Genomic DNA, 22,323 nt, shown 5'->3' with positions numbered 1-22,323 from the left:
CCTCCTTGTGATGGTCGGTTGTCAGCGGCGAGCCGACGTATTGGCCGACGAAGCGTTGTTTTCGGCCTCGAGGACCAGGGACTCGGCCTCGACCACCACATCGGAGTCGGAGGACGGGGACAGGCGCGGACGGCGCAGGAACACCGTCCAGGTGACGGCCGCGCAGAGCACGTAGAACACCAGGAACACCCAGAACGCGGTGGTGGCCGAGGAGGTGCTGGCGTAGGAGCTGCGCAGCACCATGTTGATGCCGACACCACCCAGCGAGCCGATCGCGCCGACGAAGCCGATCAGCGCGCCACCGGCGTTCTGCGACCAGGCGGCCTGTTCGGCGCGGGTGCCCGGCAGGCTCTTGGACTTGGCCTCGAACACCGACGGGATGATCTTGGTGACGGCACCGTTGCCGAAACCGGACAGGACGAACAGGGCGATGAAGCCGATGACCAGCACGGTCATGGTGGCGCCGGAGGCGACCCCGTTGTTGCGGTCGGCCATGGTCGAGGCGGCGATGACGATCAGCGTGGCGGCCATCATGGCGCCGAAGGTGCCCAGCGCGACCCGGCTGCCGCCGATCCGGTCGGCCATCTTGCCGCCGTAGGGGCGGGCCAGCGAGCCCAGCAGCGGGCCGATGAAGGCGATCGAGGCGGCGTGGATGGCGGCCTGGGCGGCGGTGTCGCCACCGGCCTTGAAGCTGATCTGCAGGATCTGGCCGAAGGCGAAGCTGTAGCCGATGAACGAACCGAAGGTGCCGATGTAGAGGAACGCGATCACCCACGACTGCGGCACCCGCAGGGCCTTGCCCATGTAGGACAGGTCGGCCTTCTGGTTGGTCAGGTTGTCCATGTACAGCGCGGCGCCGACCGCGGTGAGACCGACGAAGACCAGGTAGATCGCGCAGATGAGGTAGGCGTAGTCGCCGCCGAGGGTGACCAGCACCAGCAGGCCGAGCAGCTGGATCACCGGCACGCCGATATTGCCGCCGCCCGCGTTCATGCCCAGCGCCCAGCCCTTGAGCCGCTGCGGGTAGAAGGCGTTGATATTGGTCATCGAGGAGGCGAAGTTGCCACCACCGACACCGGCGAACGCGGCCACGATCAGGAAGGTCGTGTACGAGGTGCCCGGCTGGGTGACGAAGTACAGCGTCAGCAGCAGCGGCACCAGCAGCAGCAGCGCGCTGAAGATCGTCCAGTTGCGGCCGCCGAAGCGGGCGGTGGCCACGGTGTAGGGGATGCGCAGGAACCCGCCGACCAGCGTCGGCATGGCGACGAGGAAGAACTTGCCCGCCGCGTCGATGCCGAACTTGTCGGTGGGCATGAACAGCACCATCACCGACCAGATCGACCACACCGAGAACCCGACGTGCTCGGCGATCACCGACCAGATCAGGTTGCGCTTGGCGATGTCCTTGCCGCCGGCCTCCCAGGCCGCGACATCTTCGGCATCCCAGTGCTCGATGTCGTGGTTACGCTTCAGCGTGCTCAAGTTGGGCCTCCCAAAAGTGCGATGGCCCAACGGTAGGAAATCGGTATTGCCGAAATGCTGCGGGAAATGTCGCGCGAATCAACGGTTTCTCACCATTCGCGGGGAATCGGGGTGAGATCGTGTCGTTTGTTTCCGGCATGTGACACAACGATTTCCGCAGGTAAGGAAGCAGCGGAATTTCGCGCGAACGCCACGTGAGGGTGTGACCTACGCTGCACCGCCTCCCCGCGCCTCATAGCCGGACTCAGGCGCGGGGCGATTCGGGCAGGCGGCTACGCGGAAGTGTTCGACGGACTCAGCCCGTGCCCGACGAGTTACCCATGTACGCCCTAGATCAGTCGGCGGCTACCAAGTATCTTCCAGCATGCGCGGCTTGCACGCCTGCCAGGCGCCGATCAGCAGGATCACCAGCGCGACGCCGAGCATCTCGAACGGGATCAGCCAGCCGCCGGTCCAGCTGTGCAGCATGCCGAACAGCAGCGGGCCCACGCTGGCCAGCGCGTAGCCGACGCCCTGGGTGAAGCCCGAGAGCGCGGCCGAACCCTGCGGGGTGCGGGTGCGCAGGTTGATCAGGGTCAGCGCCATCGGAAAGGTGCTCGGGCCAAGGCCGAGCAGGATCACCCAGAGCACCGGGGCGCCCATCGGCGCGATCAGCAGCCCGGCGAAGGCGGCGACGAACAGCACCACACAGCCGACCACCACGGGGAACGGGTTGCGCATGCGCGAGACCACGGTGGGCGCGCCCAGCGCCGGGATCAGGCCCATCAGCGCGAACAGCCCGACCATGCTGCCGCCGAAGCCCGCGCTCGCGCCCGCGTCGGACAGGATCTTGGGCAGCCAGGCGAAGATGGCGTAGGTGGTCAGCGAGGTCATGCCGAACATGGCGGCCATGCCCCAAGCCAGGGGCGAGCGCCAGATGGCGGTGGCGGCGGCGTGGGATTCGGCGGGCAGCGCGGTGACATCGTGCTTGTCGCGGCCCTCCCGGTCACGCAGGACGAACAGCCACGGCACCGCGGCGGCGAAGCCGACCAGGGCCCACACGCCCAGCGAGATGCGCCAGCCGTGCGCCTGCTCGAGCGGCACCGCGACGAACGCGGGGATGACGGTGCTCAACTGCACCATGACGATGTAGAGCGAGCTGATCGCGGCGAGCCGGTCGGCGAAATAGCGTTTGACCAGCGGCGGGATCACCACATTGCCGATGCCCATGCCCAGCAGCACCACCGCGGAGAAGGCCAGCAGCTCCCCCGTCCCGTGGGCGAAGGCCCGCGTCAGCGACCCGGTCCCGGCCAGCAGCATGGCCAGCAGCACCGTGCGCTCGAGCCCGAAGCGGCGCACCAGTATCGGCGTGAGCAGCCCCGCGAACCCGAACATGACGGTCGGCAACATGCCGAACACCCCGACGACCGCCGTCCCGTACCCGACATCGGCCCCGATGCTCTCGGCCAGCGGGCTGAACGCGGTGACCGCGGCGCGCAGGGTGAGCGCGGACATGACGATCGCCGCGAGAACCAGCAGCCGCCCCTCGATCAACGAGCGGCGACTGATCCGTCCCTCGTCGGCCACGACCTCCGGCTCGGGGTCGCGCAGCTGCGGGGCGGTGACGGATTCGTGGAGTGGCGGCACCGAGAAATCATAGGATGACCCGATGACCAAAGCCAAGCGACTGTGAGCAGAAGTACGCGCGGAGACGGCCCAGTAGTCTTGCTGACGTGCAACCCGTCCGGCGAACCAGCCTCATCGCCCAGGTCACCGAGCAGCTTCGGGCCGAAATCCGTTCCGGCCGTTGGCCCGTGGGCCGGCGCATCCCCACCGAACCCGAGCTCACCGAGCTCACCGGGACCGGGCGCAATACCGTGCGCGAAGCCGTCCAGGCGCTCGTGCACGCGGGCATGCTCGAACGACGCCAGGGCTCGGGGACCTATGTGATCGCCACCTCCGAGGTGGGCGGCACCCTGGCCAAGTACTTCGCCGACGCCCAGGAACGCGACATCCTCGAACTGCGTCAGGCCCTCGACACCACCGCCGCCGGGCTGGCCGCGCGCCGCCGCGACGACGCCGACATCGCCACCCTGCGCCGTCTGCTGGCCGAGCGCAGCGATCGCGACTGGTCCGTGCCGGACCCGGTGGCCATCGCCGCCGATGTGGAACTGCACCGCGCGATCGTGGTCGCCAGCCACAACGCGGTGTATCTGGAGTTCTACGACTCGCTGCTGCCGATCATCGAGCAGGCCATCCACGCGCGGACCGCGCGCTCCGACGACGCCTACGACACCGAGCACGCCGAGCTGGTGCAGGCCGTCATCGACGGTGACGCCGAGCGGGCCATGCAGGCCACCCGCTGCTTCCTCGGGTCGCTGCTGGCGCAGTATCCCGACAGGTAACCGATCGGTCACCGCGCCCGGATCGCGCGGTGAGGTCGAGTTGGCGGGAACGTCACCTGAGGCCACGGGCACGCAACAACCGGCTCCTACCGTTGACTCGACCCCGCAGACAGCGGCATCGCACTCCCCCGAAAAGCGATGTGGCGCTGTCGAGCCCGATCGAGAGGAAGCCGATGACCGCGATCGCCGCCACCGGCACAGCGACGGAAGCCCCGTCCTTCGACTATCAGCGCAAGGGCCGCTGGCTGACCCGGTGGAACCCCGACGACCCGGCGTTCTGGGAGGCGGGCGGCAAACAGACCGCCCGCAAGAACCTGTGGTTCTCGGTGTTCGCCGAGAATCTGGGCTTCAGTATCTGGGTGATCTGGGGTTCCATCGTCACCGCCATGGGCTCGGCCGGGTTCACCTTCCTGGCCGGGCTGGGCAAGGGCGACCCCACCGCGGTCGGCAACGCCCTGCTGCTCACCTCGGTGCCCACCCTGGTCGGTGCCGCCCTGCGCATCCCCTACACCTTCGCGGTGCCGAAGTTCGGTGGGCGCGCGTTCACCGCGTTCAGTGCGGCGATGCTGTTCTTCCCGGCGCTGGGCATCATCTACTTCGTCAACCAGCCGGGCACGCCGCTGTGGGTGTTCCTCGTGCTGGCCTCGCTGGCCGGTGTCGGCGGCGGTAACTTCTCCTCGTCGATGGCCAATATCTCGTTCTTCTTCCCGGAGGGCAAGAAGGGCGCGGCGCTGGGCCTCAATGCCGCGGGCGGCAATCTCGGTGTCGCGCAGACCCAGCTGATCGTGCCGCTGCTGATCACCCTGGGCACCCACATCATGGCCAAGGACGCCGGCGGCTACCGCTTCGGCATCACCCTGGCCGTGCTGTTCTGGCTGCCGTTCATCGCGGTGGCGACCCTGGGCGCGCTGTACTTCATGGATTCGGTCGCCGAGGCCAAGTCCGACGGGCGGTCCTACAAGCTGGCCCTGACCAACCGGCACACGTGGGTGATGGCCTTCCTCTACATCGGCACCTTCGGTTCGTTCATCGGCTTCTCCTTCGCCTTCCCCACCCTGATCAAGGCGACCTTCCCCGAGCTGGCCTCGATCGGCTGGATCACCACCCTGGGCAACCTGGCCTTCCTGGGCGCGCTGGTGGGCTCGTTCAGCCGTCCGTTCGGTGGCTGGGTGGCCGACAAGGTCGGCGGCGGCGCCAAGATCACCGTCTACGTCTTCGGCGGGATGGCGGTCGCGGTGGCGTTCATCGTGCTCGCGGTCGAGCTGAAGAGCTTCCCGCTCTACCTGGCCGGGTTCCTGGCGCTGTTCGTGCTGGCGGGCATCGGCAACGGCTCGACCTACCGGATGATCCCGTCGATCTTCAACGCCACCGCCAAGAAGTACGCCGCCGAGCACGGGATGGACGCCGCCGAGGCGCTCATCTCGGCCAAGCGGCAGGCCGGTGCGGCGATCGGTGTCATCGGCGCGGTCGGCGCGGCGGGCGGCTTCGTCGTGCAGCAGGCGCTGCGGCTGTCGAATGTGCACCTGCACACCATGGTTCCCGCCTTCTGGGCCTACGCGGCGGTGTTCCTGGTGATGGCCGCGGTGACCTGGTGGTGCTACCTGCGCACCGGCTTCGCCACCGACCGGGTGCCGTCCCTGGCCTACGCGGGAGTCTGATCCCTGTTCCCCACACCGAAAGCCACGTCCGGAACCTCCTCTCCGGACGTGGCTTTCGGCTGTCACAGCCAGTACGACACTGTGTGACAACGCTTTTCGCGCTGGTTTATGGCCTCACCACCGACGCTGCCCTTACCCTGGATGTGGACGTTGCGTCGGGGCGGCAGAGGTGAGCGGATCGTTGGACATCTCGGACAGGGTGACCGAACCGGTGTTCCGGTCTGCCGTCGTCGACGACCTGCCCGCCATCGCCGCACTGGAGTCCAGCGAATTCGAACCACTCGCCTACCCGTACTTCGCGCTGCGCCAGCTGTTCGACGTGCACGGATCGCACTGGGTGGTGGCCGATCTGGGCGGCGTGGTGTGTGGCTACGCGCTCGTCGCGGTCGGGCCGGCCCGCAGCGCCTGGCTGATCGGGCTGGCCGTGGCGGCGCACTGCCGGGGGCGCGGCCTGGGGCGGCTGCTGCTCGACCGCGCGGTGGCGGGATGCCGGGCCGGTGCGGTGGACGCGGTGTTCATCACGGTGCGCCCGTCGAACGCGCCCGCGGCGAATCTGTACAAGGAATCGGGGTTCACCTGGGCCGGCTACGAGGACCAGTACTTCGGGGCGGGGGAACCTCGTGAACTGCTGGTGCACTGGCTCGCGCCCACCCCCGATCGCTGGCCGCCGGTGGACCGCTGGGATCCGCGCTGGCGCAAGGGCGGGCACGCGCCGCCGGGTGGCTAGCGCGCGAGGAGAACCGGGGGAAGAGCATGGAATACGCCGAACAGCGACAGCTCAGTGATTTCGTCGCCGCCAAGACCAACCTGATCCACCGCCACGCCGACGCCTTCGCCGCCGAGATCGCCGAGTTCCGGCGCGGTGACGGCGTGGCCGACGAACACGAACTGCTCGACGGCTTCAACCACCAGGTCGAATCCATCCTGCTCAGCTACACCCCGCCCACGAGCCGTCGCGCCGGGGACAGCCTGGTCTTCGGCCACCTCTACGGCGCCGCCGACCCGGCCCGGCTGCGCACCGCGGGCGAGGACCTGCAACTGGTCACCACGCTGAGCGCGCTGTTCGCCGCCGAGGTGGAGACGCGCGGCCCGCTGCGCCTGAGCCGCACCCAGGACACCCTGCTCGCCGAGGTCTACGAGGAGATCGGCGAACACCTGCTGCGTGCCCGGCTGCCCGCCCACGCGGCACTGGCCTTCCGCCAGGCCTATCGCCTGCACACCGTGACCGAGGACTTCCGCGGCCAGGACCGCTGCGGGCTGAGCCAGGCCAGGGCCCGCACCCTGGCCCATCCGACCCGACGCGGTCGCGTGCTGGGCCGCACCTCGGATCTGCTGTGCGGCTACGGTTATCGCCCGTTCCGGCTGCTGGGCTGGATCGCCGCGCAGATCGCGCTGTTCACCCTCGCGGTGGTGGCCACCTCGCAGACCAGCGTCGGGATCGCGATGTATCTGGGATTCATCAGCTTCCTGAATCCGCTGGGCTACCAGGATGTGGAGACCACGGGCACGCTGGCGCGGGTGATCCTCACCGTGGAGGCCTACACCGGCATCGTGTCGATCTCGGTGTTCTTCGCGCTGCTGGTGCGTCAGCTGTTCCGGCTGTGATCACCAGACGGTGCTCACCCGGTTCAGCGCGGCCAGGGTGGCCACCGCGAGCCGGTCGCGCAGCTGCCCGACCCTGGCGTGCCACTGCCTGCTGAATCCCGGATCGGCCTCGAGCACGTCCCACAGCCCACGCAGCGGCGGCGGCGTGGACGAGCCCGGCATCCACAGGTAGACCAGGTGTTCGAGCAGCGGGCTGATCACCTGGTCGACCGGGGTGCGCGAGAGTTCGTACATCTCGGCCTCGTCGATCACCTCGGTGAGCACGGTCAGCAGCCAGTCGTGCAGGGCCAGGTCGTCGCAGAAGGCCGGGACCGCGGCCAGTTCGGCGAGGTCGCCGACGACGAAGTCGGCGGTGCGCAGTTCGCCGGGGTGCAGCGTCATCGTCATGGTGGCCGCACTGCCCGCTTCCACCCGCGCCGCCCAGCGCAGCCGGGTGGTCGGGGTGTGCAGCGGCGGGTTCTGGTCGAGCATCGGGTTGCGCCGGACCCGGGTGGCCAGCCGCGCGGCGACCGCGCCGGGGTCGAAGGTGTCGGTGGCCGAATCCCGCACCGTGAGAAAGCCCGCGGTCAGTTCCGCGCCGAGACTCGCGGGCACCCGGGTCAGCACCTCGGCGACCCCGGGCCTGCCCAGATAGTGCACCCACTTCTGCCGCCGGTCCGAGGTCGCGGGCACCACCGTGCTGTGCGCCGAGCTCTGCATGATCCGCCCGCCGACCACCGAGGCCCGCGCGGCGACGGTGCCCACCGCCCTGACCCGGCGCTGATCCGGGGTGGCGAAGCGGCAGTCGATGCCCTCCACCACCACCGGCGACTGCGCCCAGATCACCGGACGTTCCCGCGAGCGCACCGGCCGCCCGTGCACCAGCGCCATCAGCTCGGCGGCCGAACCACGGCTCAGCGCGGCGGATTCGGGAAGCAGGGCGGTGCGTACCTCGCCGAGCACCGCCGACACCGGAGGGTGCGGTTCCATCGTTGCAGCGTACTGGCCGCTCACTCGGCGCAGAGGAAATAGTGCGCGAGCCGCTCGCTGATCCGGTCGGTCGGCGTGATCCGGTTCTCCTGCGCGCGCTGGGCGTAGACGGCGGTGACGCCGGCGTCGATGTCGAGGTGGTCCAGGATCTGCTGCACCGAATGTTCGATGCCCAGATAGCGTTTCGGCAGCACCGACATCGACCGGAAGGCCGCGAAGGGCGTCGCGTCGTGCAGTTGCATGACCGAGGGCAGCAGCGCCCAGGTGTCGGGCCACTCCTGGGTGCGCCATTCGCGGAAGTCGGCGGGCTCGGCGACCCGCCTGCCCTCGAAACGGACCATGCCCAGCCGCAGCAACTGCCAGACCGAGGCCAGGAACGGGCACGACCAGTACCGGTCCTCGCGGTCGGGTTCGCGCCGCCACATCTCCACGTCGAGGAAGATCGAGTGGTTGCGCCTGCTCAGTTCCTGCGGCGGTTCGTAGTCGCGCAGGTCCATGGCCTCGCGGCGTTCGTCGTCGCTGGAGCGGCGGCCGTTGGCCAGCCAGCCGAGTTCGCTGGTCGGCGGCCTGCGGCCGGTGTAGTCCTCGAGCGGTTCGGCGACCACCATGTCGGCGACCACCTGGGCCAGCTCGATCGCGCTACCGCTGCCGTCGCGGCGCGGCACCGTCGCGCAGCCGGATTCGCGGCCCAGATAGTCGATCCGGATGCCGCATTCCTCGGCGATCCCGAGGAAGCGGGGCAGGATCTCACGCGGATCGGTGCCGCCGCGGAAGTAGTCGTCGACGAGGAAACAGGTGCTCACCCGCACCCGCGAGCGCTCGCCCGCGCGCTCGGCGAACTCGTCGCGGGCGATCTCGGTGAACGCGTTCACCAGGGGTGCGACCCGCTGGAACTGGGCGCGGATCGCGTCGGGCCGGTTGGCCAGTTCGTCCATCGAGAAGTGCCCGACCTCGAGCGAGACATGCGACAGGGCCACCGATTCCACCCGGGTGGCCGCCGTCGCCTCCTGGAACAACGAGTCCATCAGCTCCGCCTGTCGATCGGTACCCAGGTGTCGGGGTCGACCAGTTTCCTGGCCAGCCCCTCGAAGGCGTCCACGGTCTCCCGGTTGGCGATCCCGGCGCTGACATCGGCGTCGAGGATGATCTGCTCACGCCACTGCAACACCGGCTCGACCGGGGTGTCCCCCAGCAGCGAGCCCTGACCGAGGCGGTATTCGGCGGCGAGCGAGCGCAGCGCGGCGTCCTGGCGCAGCAGCCAGGCGGCCTGCGGTCCGCTGGCCGCCGCGGACTGGTCCAGCAGCGAGGGCACCGCGGTGCGCACGAACCGGATGCGTTGCAGCAGTTCGTCCTCGGTGTAGAGCGGGCGCCCGCCGAGGTCGGTGGTCGCGGTGCTCAGCAGGCCCTTGGGCCCGCGGACGAGGCCGTGCGCGGCCACGATGTGCTGACGCGTCCAGCGGTGGAACAGCAGCCAGCACACCTGCTTGTCGGGCATGTACTTGGGCGCGGTGGCCTCGAGCGCGATCTGCATGGCCACCGACCGGCCCGAACTCAGGTCGACGATCACCACCTTGAACGCCGCGTCCAGTTCGAGCAGCAGGTCCACACAGCGGCGCACCACGGCCGGGTTGTTGGCCTCCATCGCCTCGCCGCCGCCTTCGTCACCGGGCAGCAGCACCAGCTTGCCGCCCCGGGAGCGCTGGCTGCGCAGCGCGTCGCGATCGGTGGCGGCGCGCACGTCCAGGCGCTGCGGATCGCTGATCTCCCCGCGCAGATACGCGTGCAGACCCCGGCCCTGGGTGGCGCCGCGCTCCACCGCGCTGATCTCGAACAGCGCGCCCGCGGTCGGCGAACCGAAGTCGAAATCCACGTAGGCGGTGCTCATCCCGCGCATCCCGAGGCGGTAGGCCAGGTTGCAGCTGGTGACCGACCGGCCGGTCCCGCCCTTGTCGGACGTGGCGAACACGATCATCGGTTCAGATACTCCTCATCGCATCGGAGCGCGCGAAGGCCAGGCGATCCAGCTCGATCAGGGCCGCCGAGGCCAGCGTGAACGAGGTGCCCGGCTGGGTGTTGATCAGCGCGCGGGCCCGGGCGAGCTGCTGCTCGATCAGGTCCAGCGACAGGCGGTTGGCCGAGGAGTCGGAGATGCTCACCTCGAGCATCTCCTGATTGAGCAGATGCTCTGCCTCGTTGAGGATCTCGACGGCGCGATTGACCATGGCGGTCGAGCGCAGCGGGGTCTCGCGGAAGGTGCGGTCGGCGGCCACCAGGCACTCCACCATCCGCTCGGTGAGATACCAGGAGGGCCGGTCGCGGTGGGTGCCACCGAAGATCACCGCCGGATCGTCCCAGAGCCCGCGCGCCTCGCCCTCGGCGATCACCCGGCGGTCCAGGTGATCCATCACGGTCTTGGCCAGTTCCATCAGCTGGTCGCGCGCGGCGATGTTGCCGGAGAGCTGGGCGGCCTGCAACGCGCGCTTGAGCAGCACGGTGGCGAAGTCGGAGACGATCCATTCCAGTTGCGGCCCACCGCCGTCGACCTTCTCGGTGCCGCGCAGCACCATCCGCACGCCGGGGTCGTGCAGGGCCACCGCCGGGTCGGCCTTGGTGGGCCTGCTCTTGATCCGGCCGCGCCGCGACAGCTCGTCGAAGATGGCGACCGCGCGGGTGAGGTCGTCGTCGGAGGCGGTGCGGGCGATGAGTTCCTGGATGAGCACCGCCGACACGATCAGCGAGAAGTAGTCGGATTCCTCGCCGTCGGAGGTGCGCCACGGGATGTCCTCGAGCGGCCAGCGCCCGGACCCGAAGCGCGCCACCGTGGACCAGTAGCGCTGGGTGAGGTCCCAGCGCAGGCGCAGGGCGTCGGCCAGGCGCTGCTGTTCGGGGTTGAGCAGGTCGAGTTCTCTGGTGCGCTGGGACAGGATGTCGTTGATGCCGTCGAGGGCCACGACCGTGAAGTACAGGTAGGGCCGCGGGTCGGCGATGCCGGTGACCTGGGCGACCTCGCGGTCCTCGAAGGCCACCGGGTCGGCGTCCTGCACCACGCCCCAGCTCCAGCCGCATTCGAAGAGCTGATCGTCGTCGGCGAAGTCGGTGTGCGGTGTGCGGCCCAGCTTCACGTCGGTGCGCAGGCGCGAACGCACCCGGTCCAGGCTGACCCGCGCCGCCTCCACGACGGTGCGTTCCGGCGCCCCGGACTGGTTGAGCATGGCGAGCATGGCCCGCCCCGAGGACGAACGCACCGAGACGGTGTTGACGACGAAACTGCGGATCAGGCCGGTCATCGCGAGGGTCAGCCGGTCGGACAGCCCCGCGCCGAGCACCTCGATGCGGTCGTTGATGTCGGTGCGGCGTTCGGTATCGGCCCAGCGGTCGAAGACCCGCGCGAAACCGAGCCCGGCCAGGCACAGGGTCACCGCCATCGAATAGCTGTCCACCACTTCGATGGCCAGCTGCTGCTCGGTGGGCGGCTCGCCGCCCGCCGGGCGCAGGTAGCTGCCCGCGTCGAAGCGCGGGGTGCCGTCGGCGTCGGTGTTGCGGCGCAGGTATTCCTCGAGCAGGCCGATCATGGTGATGCCGATGCGGGCCGGGCCGCCGAAGGCGCTGAGCACCTCGCGCACGTCGTCGGACATGGATTCCGGCCGGTCCAGCGAGAAACTCTCGATCTCGGTGGCCGGATAGAGCAGGCACAGCAGCTGTTCGGAATCGCTGATCGAGTTCGCGTCCAGGACGCCGTCCCAGTGCCAGGTGCCGTCCCGGTAGCAGGCCGAGAGCATGGCGCTCCAAATGTCCAGAATCTGTTGTCTGGGCTGGATTCTCACCCGCAGCAATCCTCACCGCTCGTGACGGGCCGCGCGGGTCCCCCGGTCCAGCGCAGGACACATGGCGGCGATGCTCGATGAAGATAGCACGCGCGGGCCCAGGAAACGTTGGGTCTCAACGGTTTTGAAACAACATCAGACCCATCGGTCACGATGCGCGCATTTCGCCCTTACAGCGCCAAACGGACCATGTCGGCGGTGCGGGCCAGGCCCGGGAACGCCTCCGGGGTGGAGCGCGGGTGCAGCGCGTGCACCGCGAGCCGGAACATCAACGCGCGCAACAGCATCTGCGGCCACTCCGGCAGCGTCGACCAGCGGTCGAGCAGGCCGTCGTCGCCGCCGCCCCAGGCCAGCGCGTCGACCACCACCACACCCGCGGCCCAGGCGGCCGGGCGCCAGTACGGGGTGATGTCGGTGAGGCCGGGGGTGTGCGCCCCGGCGAACAGGACCGTGCCGAACAGATCACCGTGCACGAGCTGGTTCGGGGTGCGGATCGGCTTGCGCAGGGTGGCCAGCTGACCGATGAGCTCGAGGCTGCGCTGCCCGTCAGGAGTGGCCGCGATCGGCACGCCCCCCGCGCGCAGGCTGCGCAGCGGCACCGTCTCCCAGGCGGCGCGGTCGGCGGCGACGAACACGTCCACGTCGACCCACGGCGCGACCGGGGGCTGCACCAGGAACCGGGGCCGGTCCAGCTCGGAGGTGGCCTTGTGCAGGCGCAGCGAGACCGAGACGACCTCGTCGTGGCGCGGCTCGGGCGCCCCGTCGACATGGGTGTCGGCGCGCCAGCCCGACACCACGTACCGGCCGTCGGTGGCCCGCACCGGGCGCGCCACCCGCAGACCGTCGACCGCGAGCGTCTCGCGGACCTTCGCCGACCACGCGGCCCGCGCGTGATCGGCCACCGGACTCAGCACCACGTCACCGAATCGCCAGCCACCGTCCCAGTCACCGAGCGGGACCGGTGTCACTTCGCGAAGTCCGAATGTGGCGCGCACATGATCGGGGGGTTCGACTGAGGTCACGGCCGTACCGTAACCCCGGGTTCGCCCCGCGAGCCCTAAGCCACGCTGGCCCTGACCACTTTGCGACCTCGCCGCAACCAGCGGCGAGGTCGTGCGGTGGATCAGTAGACCGGCAGCGAGGGATCGACCTGTTTGGCCCAGGCCACGACCCCGCCCTGCAAATGCGTGGCATCGGCGAAACCGGCGCGCTTGAGCGCCGCCAGCGCCTCCGCCGAACGGATACCGGTCTTGCAGTGCAGCACGATCGGCTTGTGCTGGGGCAGCTCCGAGAGCGCCTCACCGGAGAGGATGCGGTCCTTGGGGATCAGCGTCGCGCCCTCGATGTGCACGATGTCCCACTCGACCGGCTCGCGCACGTCGATCAGCCGCACCTTGTCGGCGTCGAGCAGATCCTTCAGCTCGGCGGCGGTGATCGTCGAGCCGGCCGCGGCGGCCATGCCCTCCTCGGAGACCACACCGCAGAACGCCTCGTAGTCGATCAGTTCGGTGATCGGCTGACGTTCCGGATCGCGGCGCAGCTTGATCGTGCGGTAGTTCATGTCCAGCGCGTCGTAGACCATCAGACGGCCCAGCAGTGTCTCGCCGATCCCGGTGATCAGCTTGATCGCCTCGGTCACCATGATCGAGCCGATCGAGGCGCACAGCACGCCCAGCACGCCACCCTCGGCGCAGGAGGGCACCATGCCCGGCGGCGGGGCCTCCGGGTACAGGTCGCGGTAGTTGATGCCGCGGCCGTCGGGGGCGTCCTCCCAGAACACCGAGACCTGGCCCTCGAAGCGGTAGATCGAACCCCACACGTACGGCTTGCCCGCCAGGACGGCGGCGTCGTTGACCAGGTAGCGGGTCGCGAAATTGTCGGTGCCGTCGACGATGAGGTCGTACTGGCGGAACAACTCGACCGCGTTGTCCGGCTCGAGGCGGATCTTGTGCAGCTCGACGGTGATCCCCGAGTTGATCTCCAGGATCGAGTCGCGGGCGCTGTCGGCCTTGGAACGGCCGATATCGGATTCGCCGTGGATGACCTGACGCTGCAGATTGGACATGTCGACCTCGTCGAACTCGACGATGCCCAGGGTGCCGACTCCGGCCGCGGCCAGGTACAGCAGCGCCGGGGAACCGAGCCCGCCCGCGCCGATCACCAGCACCTTCGCGTTCTTGAGCCGCTTCTGCCCGTCCACACCCAGATCCGGGATGATCAGGTGGCGGCTGTAGCGGGCGACCTCGTCCTTGGTCAGCTCCGCGGCCGGTTCGACCAGCGGCGGGAGAGACCCGTTGATAGACACGTCACTTGCTCCTGTGTTCATTGGCGGCTGAGGGCTGGCAGTGATGACAACGTCACCGGCCGCGAGGTTCTTCCCTCCATGGTCGCGCATCGGCGCGGGTGTCAGCCTCGCGGGTACGGCCAGGGGTTGAAGCGGCAGGTCTTGCCGTCGGCGGGGACCACGCCGTGCGGGTCGAGCAAGGCGATGTCGTTGTTCTTGGTGCCGAAGGTCTGCTGCATCATGATCGGCGCCAGCCCGCCGTCGGTCTCGCACGGCTGGTGGCCGTGGTAGCCGATGGCGTGGCCGACCTCGTGGTTGATCTGGTACTGCCGGTAGGAGCCGATGTCGCCGTCGAAGGCCAGCGCGCCGCGCACCCAGCGCACCTCCGAGAGCACCACGCGGTCCAGGTCGGCGTTGTAGCAGGAGGAGTCGATCGGGATCTCGAAGCCGCAGGAGGCGCGGGTGGTGTCGCGGGAGGTCAGCGAGAGCCGGAAATCGGGTTCGCCGGTATCGATGCGCTGGAAGCCGAATTTGGTGTCGTGGGTCCAGCTCTTGGGATTGGCCAGGGTGGTCTCGACCATCTTGGCGACCGCGGCGTCACCGCCGAACGGGCCGGTGTCGATGCCGTCCTCGACCTCGACGGTGTAGCGGAAGACCCGCTCGGTGCCGACACCCACCTGCGGGCTGGTGCCGGGCACGATGTGCCAGGTGCCCGCCGCGCGCTCGACGTAGTCGCCGCCGTCGGGCAGCGCGCCCAGCGGCAGATCCGCGGGGAACTTCCCGTCCCCGGGCGGGGCACCGATGATGCCGGACTGGGCCGTCTTCGGGCTCAGCGCGCCGAAGCCGGGATCGGCGGGGGCGGGCATGGGCACCGCGCGCACGGCGTCGACGACCACCAGCACGGTCACCGCCAGCAGCACCGGCAGCGCGTAGGCGCGCCAGCCGTAGGTGGAGACGAACCGGCCGATCGCGCTCTGCTTCTTGGCGTCGCGTTGCGGGCTGCGCGGTCGGCCGTTGTCGGGCTGGGTGGGGTCCCAGCGAGCCCGCAGCGGCTGGCGGGATCGGTCGGCGGGCTGATACAGCCCCAGCGGGTCGTAGACCTGCAGTTCCCGCCCCTCTGACGCCGACGTCTCGGAACCGGACTCGGTGGATTGCGGGGGGCGAGCGACATCGCGCCCGCCGCCGGACGGTTGTTCCGGTCGGTCGGTCACCCCACCAGATTCTCACAGTCCGCAACCCGGCCCGTCGGGCGGCCGGACCGGATCGCGCGGTTACGGCCCGGCGAACCGCGTGGGCTGGTACTACATTTCCAGGGCGAAACTCCGTGGGAACACCGGGCGAGTATCGTTCGTGGGAAACCTGGACCGCACACCCTCGGCCCGGGGGCAACGACAAAGAGAGCCGAGATGACTGACCTCGTGGACCGCATGACCTCGCGCCGATCGGTGCCGGAGACGGTCCCGTCCAAGCGCGGCACCCGTATGCCCAGGGACGAACGGCGTCAGCAGCTGCTGCTGGCGGCCAGCGAGGTCTTCGTGCAGCGGGGCTACCACGCCGCGGGCATGGACGAGATCTCCCAGGTGGCCGGCGTCAGCAAGCCGGTGCTCTACCAGCACTTCGCCAGCAAGCTGGAGCTGTATCTGGCGGTGCTGCAGAACTATGTCGACATCCTGGTGTCGAGCGTGCGTCAGGCACTGCGCTCCACCACCGACAACAAGCAGCGCGTGCGGGCCGCGGTCGCCGCGTACTTCGACTTCGTGGACAACGAGATGCAGGGTTTCCGCCTGGTCTTCGAGTCCGACCTCACCTCCGAGCCGCAGGTGCAGCGCCGCGTCGAGCAGGCCACCGAGGCGTGCGTGGACGCGGTCTTCGACCTGGTCGCCCACGACTCCGGCCTGGACCCGTACCGCGCCCGCATCCTGGCCGTCGGCCTGGTGGGCGCCAGCCAGTTCACCGCCCGCTACTGGCTCGAGGCCGACCGCCCGATCCCCAAGGACGAGGCCGTCGACACCACCGTCGCACTGGCCTGGGGCGGCCTCAAGCACGTGCCCCTGCACCCGATCGGCCAGTAGACCCGCGAACACGCGAAAAGCCCCGCACCGATTCCGGTGCGGGGCTTTTCGGTGGAACGGCTAGACCGTGGCGAAGCCGACGCGGGGGGCGGCGGGCGAGCCGATCTCCACGTAGGCGACCTTCGCGGACTGGATCAGGAACTTGCGGCCCTTCTCGTCGGTGAGCGAGACGACGCCGCTCCCGCCGCCCAGCGCCTCGGACACCAGCGCCTCGATCTCTTCAGGGCTCTGCGCGCTGTTGATGACGAGCTCGCGCGGGCTATCCGAAATACCGATCTTGACCTCCACGGCCAACCTCCGAACGTAAGAGTCCTGTGTTGTCGGGTTCCAGGCTAATGCAGGGACGCCGGGCCGGTGACACGCCTATCTGCGCTGTGAGCGAACGGCTCAGGCGGGTTCGACCAGTTCGATCTCCAGCTCGACGGCCACCTTGTCGGCGAGCATGCCCGGCATCGGCCCGCCCACTCCGAAGTCGGTGCGCTTGATGGTGCCGGTGGCCGAGAAGCCCGCGTGCCGGGTGCCGTCGGGGAAGTCGGCGATGCCGCCCCACTCGACGTCGAAGGTGAGCGGTCGGGTGACGGTGCCGAGGGTGGCCTCGCCGACGACGGTGAAGCTCTCCCCGATGGTCACCGGCTGGGTGGAGCGGAAGCTCAGGGTGGGCCGGTTGGCGACGTCGAGGAAGTCGGCATTGCGCACGTGGGCGTCGCGGTCGGGGTTACCGGTGTCGAAGGAGTCCAGCTCGATGGTGGCCGACAGGCTCGCCGCGCCGGTCTCGTCGACGACGAACTCGGTGGCGAAGCGGGTGAAGCCGCCGCGGACCTTGGCGATACCGAGGTGCCGGATGGTGAAGGCGACCGAGGAGTGGTGGGCGTCCAGCGCCCAGGAACCGGCCTTGAGCTGCTGGGTCTGTGTCGAGGAAGTCATGCACCCAGCCTGTGCGGACCACGGTCCGTTAACCAGACCGCCGTTATCCTGGACCCGACAGGGCGTGGCTAGGCATCCCCGTGGCGGGGGACGATCGAGACATGGCAGGCACAGACATGACCGAGCAGCAGGGCCGACCGGCCTTCGCCGAGTTGCTGGTGGCCCGGCGCGGCGAACTGCGTCCCGAGGACGTCGGCCTGCCCGCGGGCGGGCGCCGCCGCACCCCGGGCCTGCGCCGCGAGGAAGTCGCCGTGCTCGCCGGGGTCAGCGCCGACTACCTGGCCCGGCTCGAACAGGGCCGCGACACGAATCCGTCGATGGCCGTGGTCGACGCGCTGGCCACCGCGCTGCGCTTCAACGAGACCGAACGCGCCCGCTTCAGCTGGCTGGCGCTGACCACCGGTAGCGAGTCGCGCTGCCCGAGTACCGCGTTCGATCCGAGCCTGGACCAGGTGCCCGCCGCGCTGCGCGCCGTCGTCGACGCTCTCGCCCCCGCACCGGCGTTCGTCCTGGGCCCGCGCGCGGCCGTGCTCGCCTGGAACAGCGCGTGGGCCGAGCTGGCGGCCCCGCTGGGCCTGCTCGACGGCCCCGAGGAGGTCAATCTGGCGCTGTGGACCTTCCGGCATCCGCTGGCACGCACCGCCGTCACCGACTGGGCCCAGTTCGCCGACCTGCAGGCCGACCAGCTCGCGCACACCCGGCTGCGCCGCCCCGAGGACGAACGCGTCGCGGCGGTCATCGAAACCCTGTGCGCCGAACCGGAATTCGCCCGCCGCTGGCAACCGCACCGGCTGGCCGAGGACACTCCGAGCCTGCTCGGCTTCGAACATCCCACCCTCGGCGCGCTCACCTTCACCGTGCAGACCCTGGCCGCCGAACGCGATCAGGAAGTGGTGATCTGGCTACCGCGCACCGCCGCCGCGGCCCGCACCCCGGACCTCCGCCTCGTCCCCACCCGCGCGGCTGACAACGATCGCCTGATCTCGCGCGAACACGGGTGAATCACCGGGCACGAGGCGCGAGATCTAGAGCCCGAGTTCGGCCATCCGGGCGGCGTGCCGCTCCTGCATGCGGTCGAACAGCGTGGCGATGCCGTTGAGGTCGCCGGTGGCGGCCAGCACCAGTTCGGCGAGCTCGTCGCGCTGGGCCATCACGTACTGCGCCTGGGTGATCGCCTCGCCGAGCAGCCTGCGGCCCCACAGGGTCAGGCGGTCGCGCTCGGAGCGGCTGGCGGCCACGGCGCTGCGCACCTCGTCGACGACGAACTGGGAATGCCCGGTCTCGACCAGCACATCGCGGACCACCTCGGCGACCTCGGCGGGCAGCGCGCCGGCGATCTCGGTGTAGAAGTCGGCGGCCAGACCGTCGCCGACGTAGAACTTCACCATCGACTCGAGCCAGGTCGAGGGGTCGGTGGAGGCGTGGTAGGAATCCAGCGCGCCCTCGTACTGGCGCATCGCGGCCTCCGGATCGGCGCCGCGGTCGCTCAGCGCGGCCTCGAGCGTCTCGAAGTGCGCGAGCTCGGCGGCGGCCATCTTGGCCACGGCCACCCGGCCACGCAGGCTCGGTGCGAGCTTGGCCTCCTCGGCGAGGCGGTAGAACGCGGAGATCTCACCGTAGGCGAGGACCGCGAACAGCTCGGTCACCCCCTGGTGGTCCGCGGCGAGCGGTTCGGTCGAGGCAACATCCGGCGCGGCAGAGGTCTGGGCTCCCATGCGCTTCACCTTAGTCCCGATCGGGGCTCACTCGCGTTCGGCCAGGAACTTGTCCAGGTGCGCCCAGGTGGTCTCGCGCGCGTCGGGACCGGTGAGGATGCCCAGGTGGCTGCCGGGGCAGACCTCGTAGGTCACCGACGGCGAGCCGCTGAGCGTGCGCAGCCCGGCCTCCACGGCGGCCTTGGGGGTGATCACGTCGGCGGTGCCGCCGATCAGCAGCACCGGCACGCGCACCTGCGACAGCTCCACGGTGCGGTCGCGCAGTTCGAGCTTGCCGTTGCCGATGTCGTTGGCCAGCATCATCCGGCCCCACAGCTGGTTGTAGAAGCGGCCGGGGTAGCCGGGCATCGACGACTGGAACCGGTCGATGGATTCCATCTTGGCCAGCGTCTCGGTCCTGGTGATGTTGTTGGCGATGAACATCGGCCGCTGCAACTCGCGTTCGAAGGCGGCCAGCCGGTAGCCGATCCGGGTGAGCGGGGCCGGGATGCCGCCCGCGGCCCGCACGAAGGCGGTGGTGGCCTTGCCGCCGGTCAGGTTCGCGACCGCGCGCAGCTGCGGGATGCCCAGCATCTTGTCGTAGTCGAGCGGGGCGCCGACGGCGGTGATCGAGCGGATCGGCAGCGCGGTGTTCGCGGCGGCGGTGAGCAGCGAGAACATGCCGCCCACCGACCAGCCGATCAGATCGACGGGCGCGCCGCCGCGATCGGCGCTGGTGCGCAGGATCGCCTCGGGCAGGATGTCGAGAATCCAGTCCTCGAAGCCCATGCGGCGGTCGGCGAAGCCGATGTCGCCGTAGTCGACCAGGTACGGCGCGCGCCCGGTCTCCACCAGGTAGCGGGCCAGGCTCTGGTCGCGGCGCAGATCGAAACAGGTGGCCGGGGCGGCCAGCGGAGGTACCAGCAGAACAGCGGAATCGCTTGCGGCGGACTGGAATTCGGTGTCGTAACGACGCAGCAGGCGATGCGGCTCGTCCCACAGCACGGTCGAGGGCGCCGGGTCGACGGGCTCGATGCCGGAGCCGAAGCTCAGCGCCCACGCGTTGCGGGCGGCCGTGGTGACGGTGTCGGTGATACTCACAGCTAGAAATGTCTCACACCCGGTACCGGCGGTACCAAGTGAGCTCCATTACAGGCGCGGACACGCGCGAAATCCGGGCCGGTGAATTGCGCTGTGACACACCATCGCTACCCGGTTCCACCTGCGCTCACGACGTTTTCGCGCGGCATTCAGCCACGTCGAAATTCGGATTGCGCACATTATCACGCTACAATCTCCGTGGACAACGCTAAATTCGCCGCCCCGGCGCACTCCAACGGGCGCGGCGCGCCACCGGCCACCGCGCGGTGGGCAGCGGCGATGTCCACCGAAAATGTGCGCGCACCGAATCCGCATCGCCGGCGTGCCGCGCCGATGACACCGTTTCCCCGGTTGTCCGGCGCCGGCCCGGCGAGTATCACAGGCGGATATGTGGTCGTCGCGGGCCGACCGGCCCGCCCCACCTCGTGCGTGCGAGATGCGATGACGAGGAAGGCACGAACCCTGAGCAAGATCACTGTCGAACAGGAACCCGGTCTCACCGACACCCTCCTGACGGCCGAACTGGACAACACCCACGTACCCCCGAGTTTCGCCGAATTGGGCGTCCGCGAAGAAATCGTGCGCGCGCTCGGCGAGATCGGAATCGAACGCACCTTCGCGATTCAGGAACTCACCCTGCCGCTGGCGCTGGCCGGCGAAGACCTCATCGGTCAGGCCCGTACCGGAATGGGCAAGACCTTCGGTTTCGGTGTGCCGCTGCTGCACCGCATCGCCACCGCCGACACCGGAACCACCCCGCTCGACGGCACCCCCCGCGCGCTGGTCATCGTGCCGACGCGTGAGCTGTGCATCCAGGTCACCAAGGACCTGGAGAACGCGAGCAAGTACCTGACCAACCACCAGGGTCCGCTGAAGGTCGCCGCCATCTACGGTGGCCGCCCCTACGACACCCAGATCGCCGCGCTGCGCGAGGGCGTCGACGTGGTCGTCGGCACCCCCGGCCGCCTGCTCGACCTGGCCAACCAGAACCACCTGATCCTCGGCAAGATCGGCGTGCTCGTCCTGGACGAGGCCGACGAGATGCTCGACCTCGGCTTCCTGCCCGATATCGAGCGCATCCTGTCGATGGTCCCCGACAAGCGTCAGACGATGCTGTTCTCGGCCACCATGCCCGGCCCGATCATCACCCTGGCCCGCACGTTCCTGACCCGGCCGACGCACATCCGCGCCGAGCTGGCCAACGATTCCGCGGTGCACGACCGCACCGCGCAGTTCGTCTACCGGGCGCACGCGCTGGACAAGAGCGAGCTGGTCGCGCGGGTGCTGCAGGCCGAGAGCCGCGGCGCCACGATGATCTTCACCCGCACCAAGCGCACCGCGCAGAAGGTGGCCGACGACCTGGCCGAGCGCGGTTTCGCGGTCGGCGCGGTGCACGGCGACCTGGGCCAGATCGCCCGTGAGAAGGCGCTGACCAAGTTCCGCAAGGGCAGCATCGACGTGCTGGTGGCCACCGATGTGGCCGCGCGCGGTATCGACATCGACGACGTCACCCACGTCATCAACTACCAGTGCCCCGAGGACGAGAAGACCTACGTGCACCGGATCGGCCGCACCGGCCGCGCCGGGCGCACCGGTGTCGCGATCACCCTGATCGACTGGGACGAGCTGCACCGCTGGGCCTCCATCGACAAGGCGCTGGGCCTCGGCATCCCCGAGCCCGCCGAGACCTACTCGCGCTCGCCGCACCTGTACGCCGACCTCGGCATCCCCGAGGGCGTCACCGGCGTGATCCGCAAGCCCAAGCCGGTGCGCGAAGAGGGCGATGTCGTCGAGGAGCGCGCCGAGCGCCCCAAGTCGACCCGCAACCGCCGCCGCACCCGCGGCGGCAAGGCCGACACCCCCTCGACCGAGGCCACCTCGACCGAAGCCACCGAGGCCACCGCCGAGACCCCGGCCGAGGACACCACCGAGGGCGACAAGCCCGCCCGCAGGCGCCGTCGCCGCCGCAAGCCGGCCGACCAGTCCGGCGAGACGTCCACCACCGACCCGGCGGAGACCGTATCGGCGGCAGCCACCGAGTCCACCCCGGCCGACGGCGAAGCCTCCGAGGCCAAGCCCGCCCGCCGCAGGCGCCGCCGCAAGCCGGCCGAGGCAAGCAACACCGCAACCGCCGAAGCTCCGGCCACCGTCGACGCCTGACGACTCGACACCACCGGCACATGGCGGCAACCCCGAACGGGCGGCCGTCATGACCACACTCCCAGCCCCGCACCCGCGACCCCGAGGAGCGGCGGCCACGAAGTGGCCGGTCGCGGCCGGGCCGCCGGTCAGGCGCCGTTGCGTACGCGACGAAGGAGCAAGCAAC

Annotated in this window: 20 protein-coding genes; 7 read left to right on the top strand and 13 right to left on the bottom strand. The window is 69.7% G+C overall.

Going from position 1 to position 22,323, the window contains the following annotated elements:
* Window positions 1–21: 21 nt before the first annotated feature.
* On the bottom strand, window positions 22–1,482 hold the full coding sequence (locus ACWEMY_RS25975; protein WP_452392121.1) for an MFS transporter: 1,461 nt from the start codon (window positions 1,480–1,482) through the stop codon (window positions 22–24).
* Window positions 1,483–1,827: 345 nt separating this feature from the next.
* Window positions 1,828–2,976 (bottom strand): MFS transporter, encoded by a 1,149-nt coding sequence (locus ACWEMY_RS25970; protein ID WP_452392127.1) that lies wholly within the window; start codon window positions 2,974–2,976, stop codon window positions 1,828–1,830.
* 218 nt (window positions 2,977–3,194) lie between these two features.
* Here ACWEMY_RS25970 and ACWEMY_RS25965 point away from each other — a divergent pair, with 218 nt between their 5' ends.
* The 4 genes from ACWEMY_RS25965 (at window position 3,195) to ACWEMY_RS25950 (ending at window position 7,129) form a co-directional block, all read left to right on the top strand.
* A complete protein-coding gene (locus tag ACWEMY_RS25965; RefSeq protein ID WP_452392120.1) occupies window positions 3,195–3,866 on the top strand; it encodes a FadR/GntR family transcriptional regulator in 672 nt (223 codons plus the stop codon).
* Between the two features lie 173 nt (window positions 3,867–4,039).
* Window positions 4,040–5,524 carry an MFS transporter gene (locus ACWEMY_RS25960; protein ID WP_452392119.1) on the top strand — a complete coding sequence of 495 codons (1,485 nt, stop codon included), beginning with the start codon at window positions 4,040–4,042 and terminating at the stop codon, window positions 5,522–5,524.
* Window positions 5,525–5,693: 169 nt separating this feature from the next.
* Window positions 5,694–6,251: a GNAT family N-acetyltransferase gene (locus ACWEMY_RS25955; protein ID WP_375929637.1), complete on the top strand. Its 558-nt coding sequence runs from the start codon at window positions 5,694–5,696 to the stop codon at window positions 6,249–6,251.
* Between the two features lie 26 nt (window positions 6,252–6,277).
* Window positions 6,278–7,129, top strand: a complete 852-nt coding sequence (locus ACWEMY_RS25950; protein ID WP_452392118.1) for a hypothetical protein — start codon at window positions 6,278–6,280, stop codon at window positions 7,127–7,129.
* Here ACWEMY_RS25950 and ACWEMY_RS25945 read toward each other — a convergent pair whose 3' ends face one another.
* The 7 genes from ACWEMY_RS25945 to ACWEMY_RS25915 form a co-directional block, all read right to left on the bottom strand.
* Window positions 7,130–8,098: an SCO2521 family protein gene (locus ACWEMY_RS25945; RefSeq protein WP_452392117.1), complete on the bottom strand. Its 969-nt coding sequence runs from the start codon at window positions 8,096–8,098 to the stop codon at window positions 7,130–7,132.
* A gap of 20 nt (window positions 8,099–8,118) precedes the next feature.
* Window positions 8,119–9,123 (bottom strand): SCO2522 family protein, encoded by a 1,005-nt coding sequence (locus tag ACWEMY_RS25940; protein WP_452392116.1) that lies wholly within the window; start codon window positions 9,121–9,123, stop codon window positions 8,119–8,121.
* A complete protein-coding gene (locus ACWEMY_RS25935; RefSeq protein WP_375929641.1) occupies window positions 9,123–10,070 on the bottom strand; it encodes an SCO2523 family variant P-loop protein in 948 nt (315 codons plus the stop codon). The genes ACWEMY_RS25940 and ACWEMY_RS25935 overlap by 1 nt, the downstream gene beginning before the upstream one ends.
* Before the next feature lie 4 nt (window positions 10,071–10,074).
* Window positions 10,075–11,922: an SCO2524 family protein gene (locus ACWEMY_RS25930; protein WP_452392115.1), complete on the bottom strand. Its 1,848-nt coding sequence runs from the start codon at window positions 11,920–11,922 to the stop codon at window positions 10,075–10,077.
* A 170-nt stretch (window positions 11,923–12,092) separates the two neighbouring features.
* Window positions 12,093–12,944: a TIGR02569 family protein gene (locus tag ACWEMY_RS25925; RefSeq protein ID WP_375929643.1), complete on the bottom strand. Its 852-nt coding sequence runs from the start codon at window positions 12,942–12,944 to the stop codon at window positions 12,093–12,095.
* A gap of 101 nt (window positions 12,945–13,045) precedes the next feature.
* Window positions 13,046–14,248: an adenylyltransferase/sulfurtransferase MoeZ gene (moeZ, locus tag ACWEMY_RS25920; RefSeq protein WP_452392114.1), complete on the bottom strand. Its 1,203-nt coding sequence runs from the start codon at window positions 14,246–14,248 to the stop codon at window positions 13,046–13,048.
* An 80-nt stretch (window positions 14,249–14,328) separates the two neighbouring features.
* The gene (locus ACWEMY_RS25915; protein WP_452392113.1) at window positions 14,329–15,417 is read right to left on the bottom strand and encodes a DUF3152 domain-containing protein; all 1,089 of its coding nucleotides are present in this window, start codon (window positions 15,415–15,417) and stop codon (window positions 14,329–14,331) included.
* 195 nt (window positions 15,418–15,612) lie between these two features.
* On the opposite strand from ACWEMY_RS25915, the gene ACWEMY_RS25910 reads away from it, so the two are divergent.
* Complete coding sequence (locus ACWEMY_RS25910; RefSeq protein WP_336080919.1) at window positions 15,613–16,278, top strand: TetR/AcrR family transcriptional regulator; 666 nt, start codon at window positions 15,613–15,615, stop codon at window positions 16,276–16,278.
* Between the two features lie 60 nt (window positions 16,279–16,338).
* Here the strand turns inward: ACWEMY_RS25910 and ACWEMY_RS25905 are convergent, their stop codons facing one another.
* A complete protein-coding gene (locus ACWEMY_RS25905) occupies window positions 16,339–16,566 on the bottom strand; it encodes a DUF3107 domain-containing protein (RefSeq protein ID WP_375929646.1) in 228 nt (75 codons plus the stop codon).
* A 99-nt stretch (window positions 16,567–16,665) separates the two neighbouring features.
* Window positions 16,666–17,202, bottom strand: a complete 537-nt coding sequence (locus ACWEMY_RS25900) for a YceI family protein (protein ID WP_452392112.1) — start codon at window positions 17,200–17,202, stop codon at window positions 16,666–16,668.
* 101 nt (window positions 17,203–17,303) lie between these two features.
* Here ACWEMY_RS25900 and ACWEMY_RS25895 point away from each other — a divergent pair, with 101 nt between their 5' ends.
* On the top strand, window positions 17,304–18,203 hold the full coding sequence (locus ACWEMY_RS25895) for a helix-turn-helix transcriptional regulator (RefSeq protein ID WP_452392111.1): 900 nt from the start codon (window positions 17,304–17,306) through the stop codon (window positions 18,201–18,203).
* A gap of 24 nt (window positions 18,204–18,227) precedes the next feature.
* On the opposite strand, the gene ACWEMY_RS25890 is transcribed toward ACWEMY_RS25895, so the two are convergent.
* Both ACWEMY_RS25890 and ACWEMY_RS25885 read right to left on the bottom strand, forming a co-directional pair.
* The gene (locus ACWEMY_RS25890) at window positions 18,228–18,917 is read right to left on the bottom strand and encodes a ferritin-like fold-containing protein (protein ID WP_452392110.1); all 690 of its coding nucleotides are present in this window, start codon (window positions 18,915–18,917) and stop codon (window positions 18,228–18,230) included.
* Window positions 18,918–18,944: 27 nt separating this feature from the next.
* Window positions 18,945–19,997: an alpha/beta fold hydrolase gene (locus ACWEMY_RS25885; RefSeq protein ID WP_452392109.1), complete on the bottom strand. Its 1,053-nt coding sequence runs from the start codon at window positions 19,995–19,997 to the stop codon at window positions 18,945–18,947.
* Window positions 19,998–20,438: 441 nt separating this feature from the next.
* Here ACWEMY_RS25885 and ACWEMY_RS25880 point away from each other — a divergent pair, with 441 nt between their 5' ends.
* Window positions 20,439–22,157 carry a DEAD/DEAH box helicase gene (locus ACWEMY_RS25880; RefSeq protein ID WP_452392108.1) on the top strand — a complete coding sequence of 573 codons (1,719 nt, stop codon included), beginning with the start codon at window positions 20,439–20,441 and terminating at the stop codon, window positions 22,155–22,157.
* Window positions 22,158–22,323: the final 166 nt, after the last annotated feature.

The organism is Nocardia sp. NPDC004415 (genome assembly GCF_053602435.1).
This window is presented reverse-complemented; position numbering and strand designations above follow the sequence as displayed.

Bases quoted from the DNA above. Each gene is read 5' to 3' on its own strand.
- ACWEMY_RS25970 (WP_452392127.1), bottom strand. From the start codon at position 2,976: ATGTCCGCGCTCACCCTGCGCGCCGCGGTCACCGCGTTCAGCCCGCTG.
- ACWEMY_RS25960 (WP_452392119.1), top strand. From the start codon at position 4,040: ATGACCGCGATCGCCGCCACCGGCACAGCGACGGAAGCCCCGTCCTTC.
- ACWEMY_RS25950 (WP_452392118.1), top strand. From the start codon at position 6,278: ATGGAATACGCCGAACAGCGACAGCTCAGTGATTTCGTCGCCGCCAAG.
- ACWEMY_RS25945 (WP_452392117.1), bottom strand. From the start codon at position 8,098: ATGGAACCGCACCCTCCGGTGTCGGCGGTGCTCGGCGAGGTACGCACC.
- ACWEMY_RS25940 (WP_452392116.1), bottom strand. From the start codon at position 9,123: ATGGACTCGTTGTTCCAGGAGGCGACGGCGGCCACCCGGGTGGAATCG.
- ACWEMY_RS25935 (WP_375929641.1), bottom strand. From the start codon at position 10,070: ATGATCGTGTTCGCCACGTCCGACAAGGGCGGGACCGGCCGGTCGGTC.
- moeZ (WP_452392114.1), bottom strand. From the start codon at position 14,248: ATGAACACAGGAGCAAGTGACGTGTCTATCAACGGGTCTCTCCCGCCG.
- ACWEMY_RS25910 (WP_336080919.1), top strand. From the start codon at position 15,613: ATGACTGACCTCGTGGACCGCATGACCTCGCGCCGATCGGTGCCGGAG.
- ACWEMY_RS25900 (WP_452392112.1), bottom strand. From the start codon at position 17,202: ATGACTTCCTCGACACAGACCCAGCAGCTCAAGGCCGGTTCCTGGGCG.
- ACWEMY_RS25895 (WP_452392111.1), top strand. From the start codon at position 17,304: ATGGCAGGCACAGACATGACCGAGCAGCAGGGCCGACCGGCCTTCGCC.
- ACWEMY_RS25890 (WP_452392110.1), bottom strand. From the start codon at position 18,917: ATGGGAGCCCAGACCTCTGCCGCGCCGGATGTTGCCTCGACCGAACCG.
- ACWEMY_RS25880 (WP_452392108.1), top strand. From the start codon at position 20,439: ATGACGAGGAAGGCACGAACCCTGAGCAAGATCACTGTCGAACAGGAA.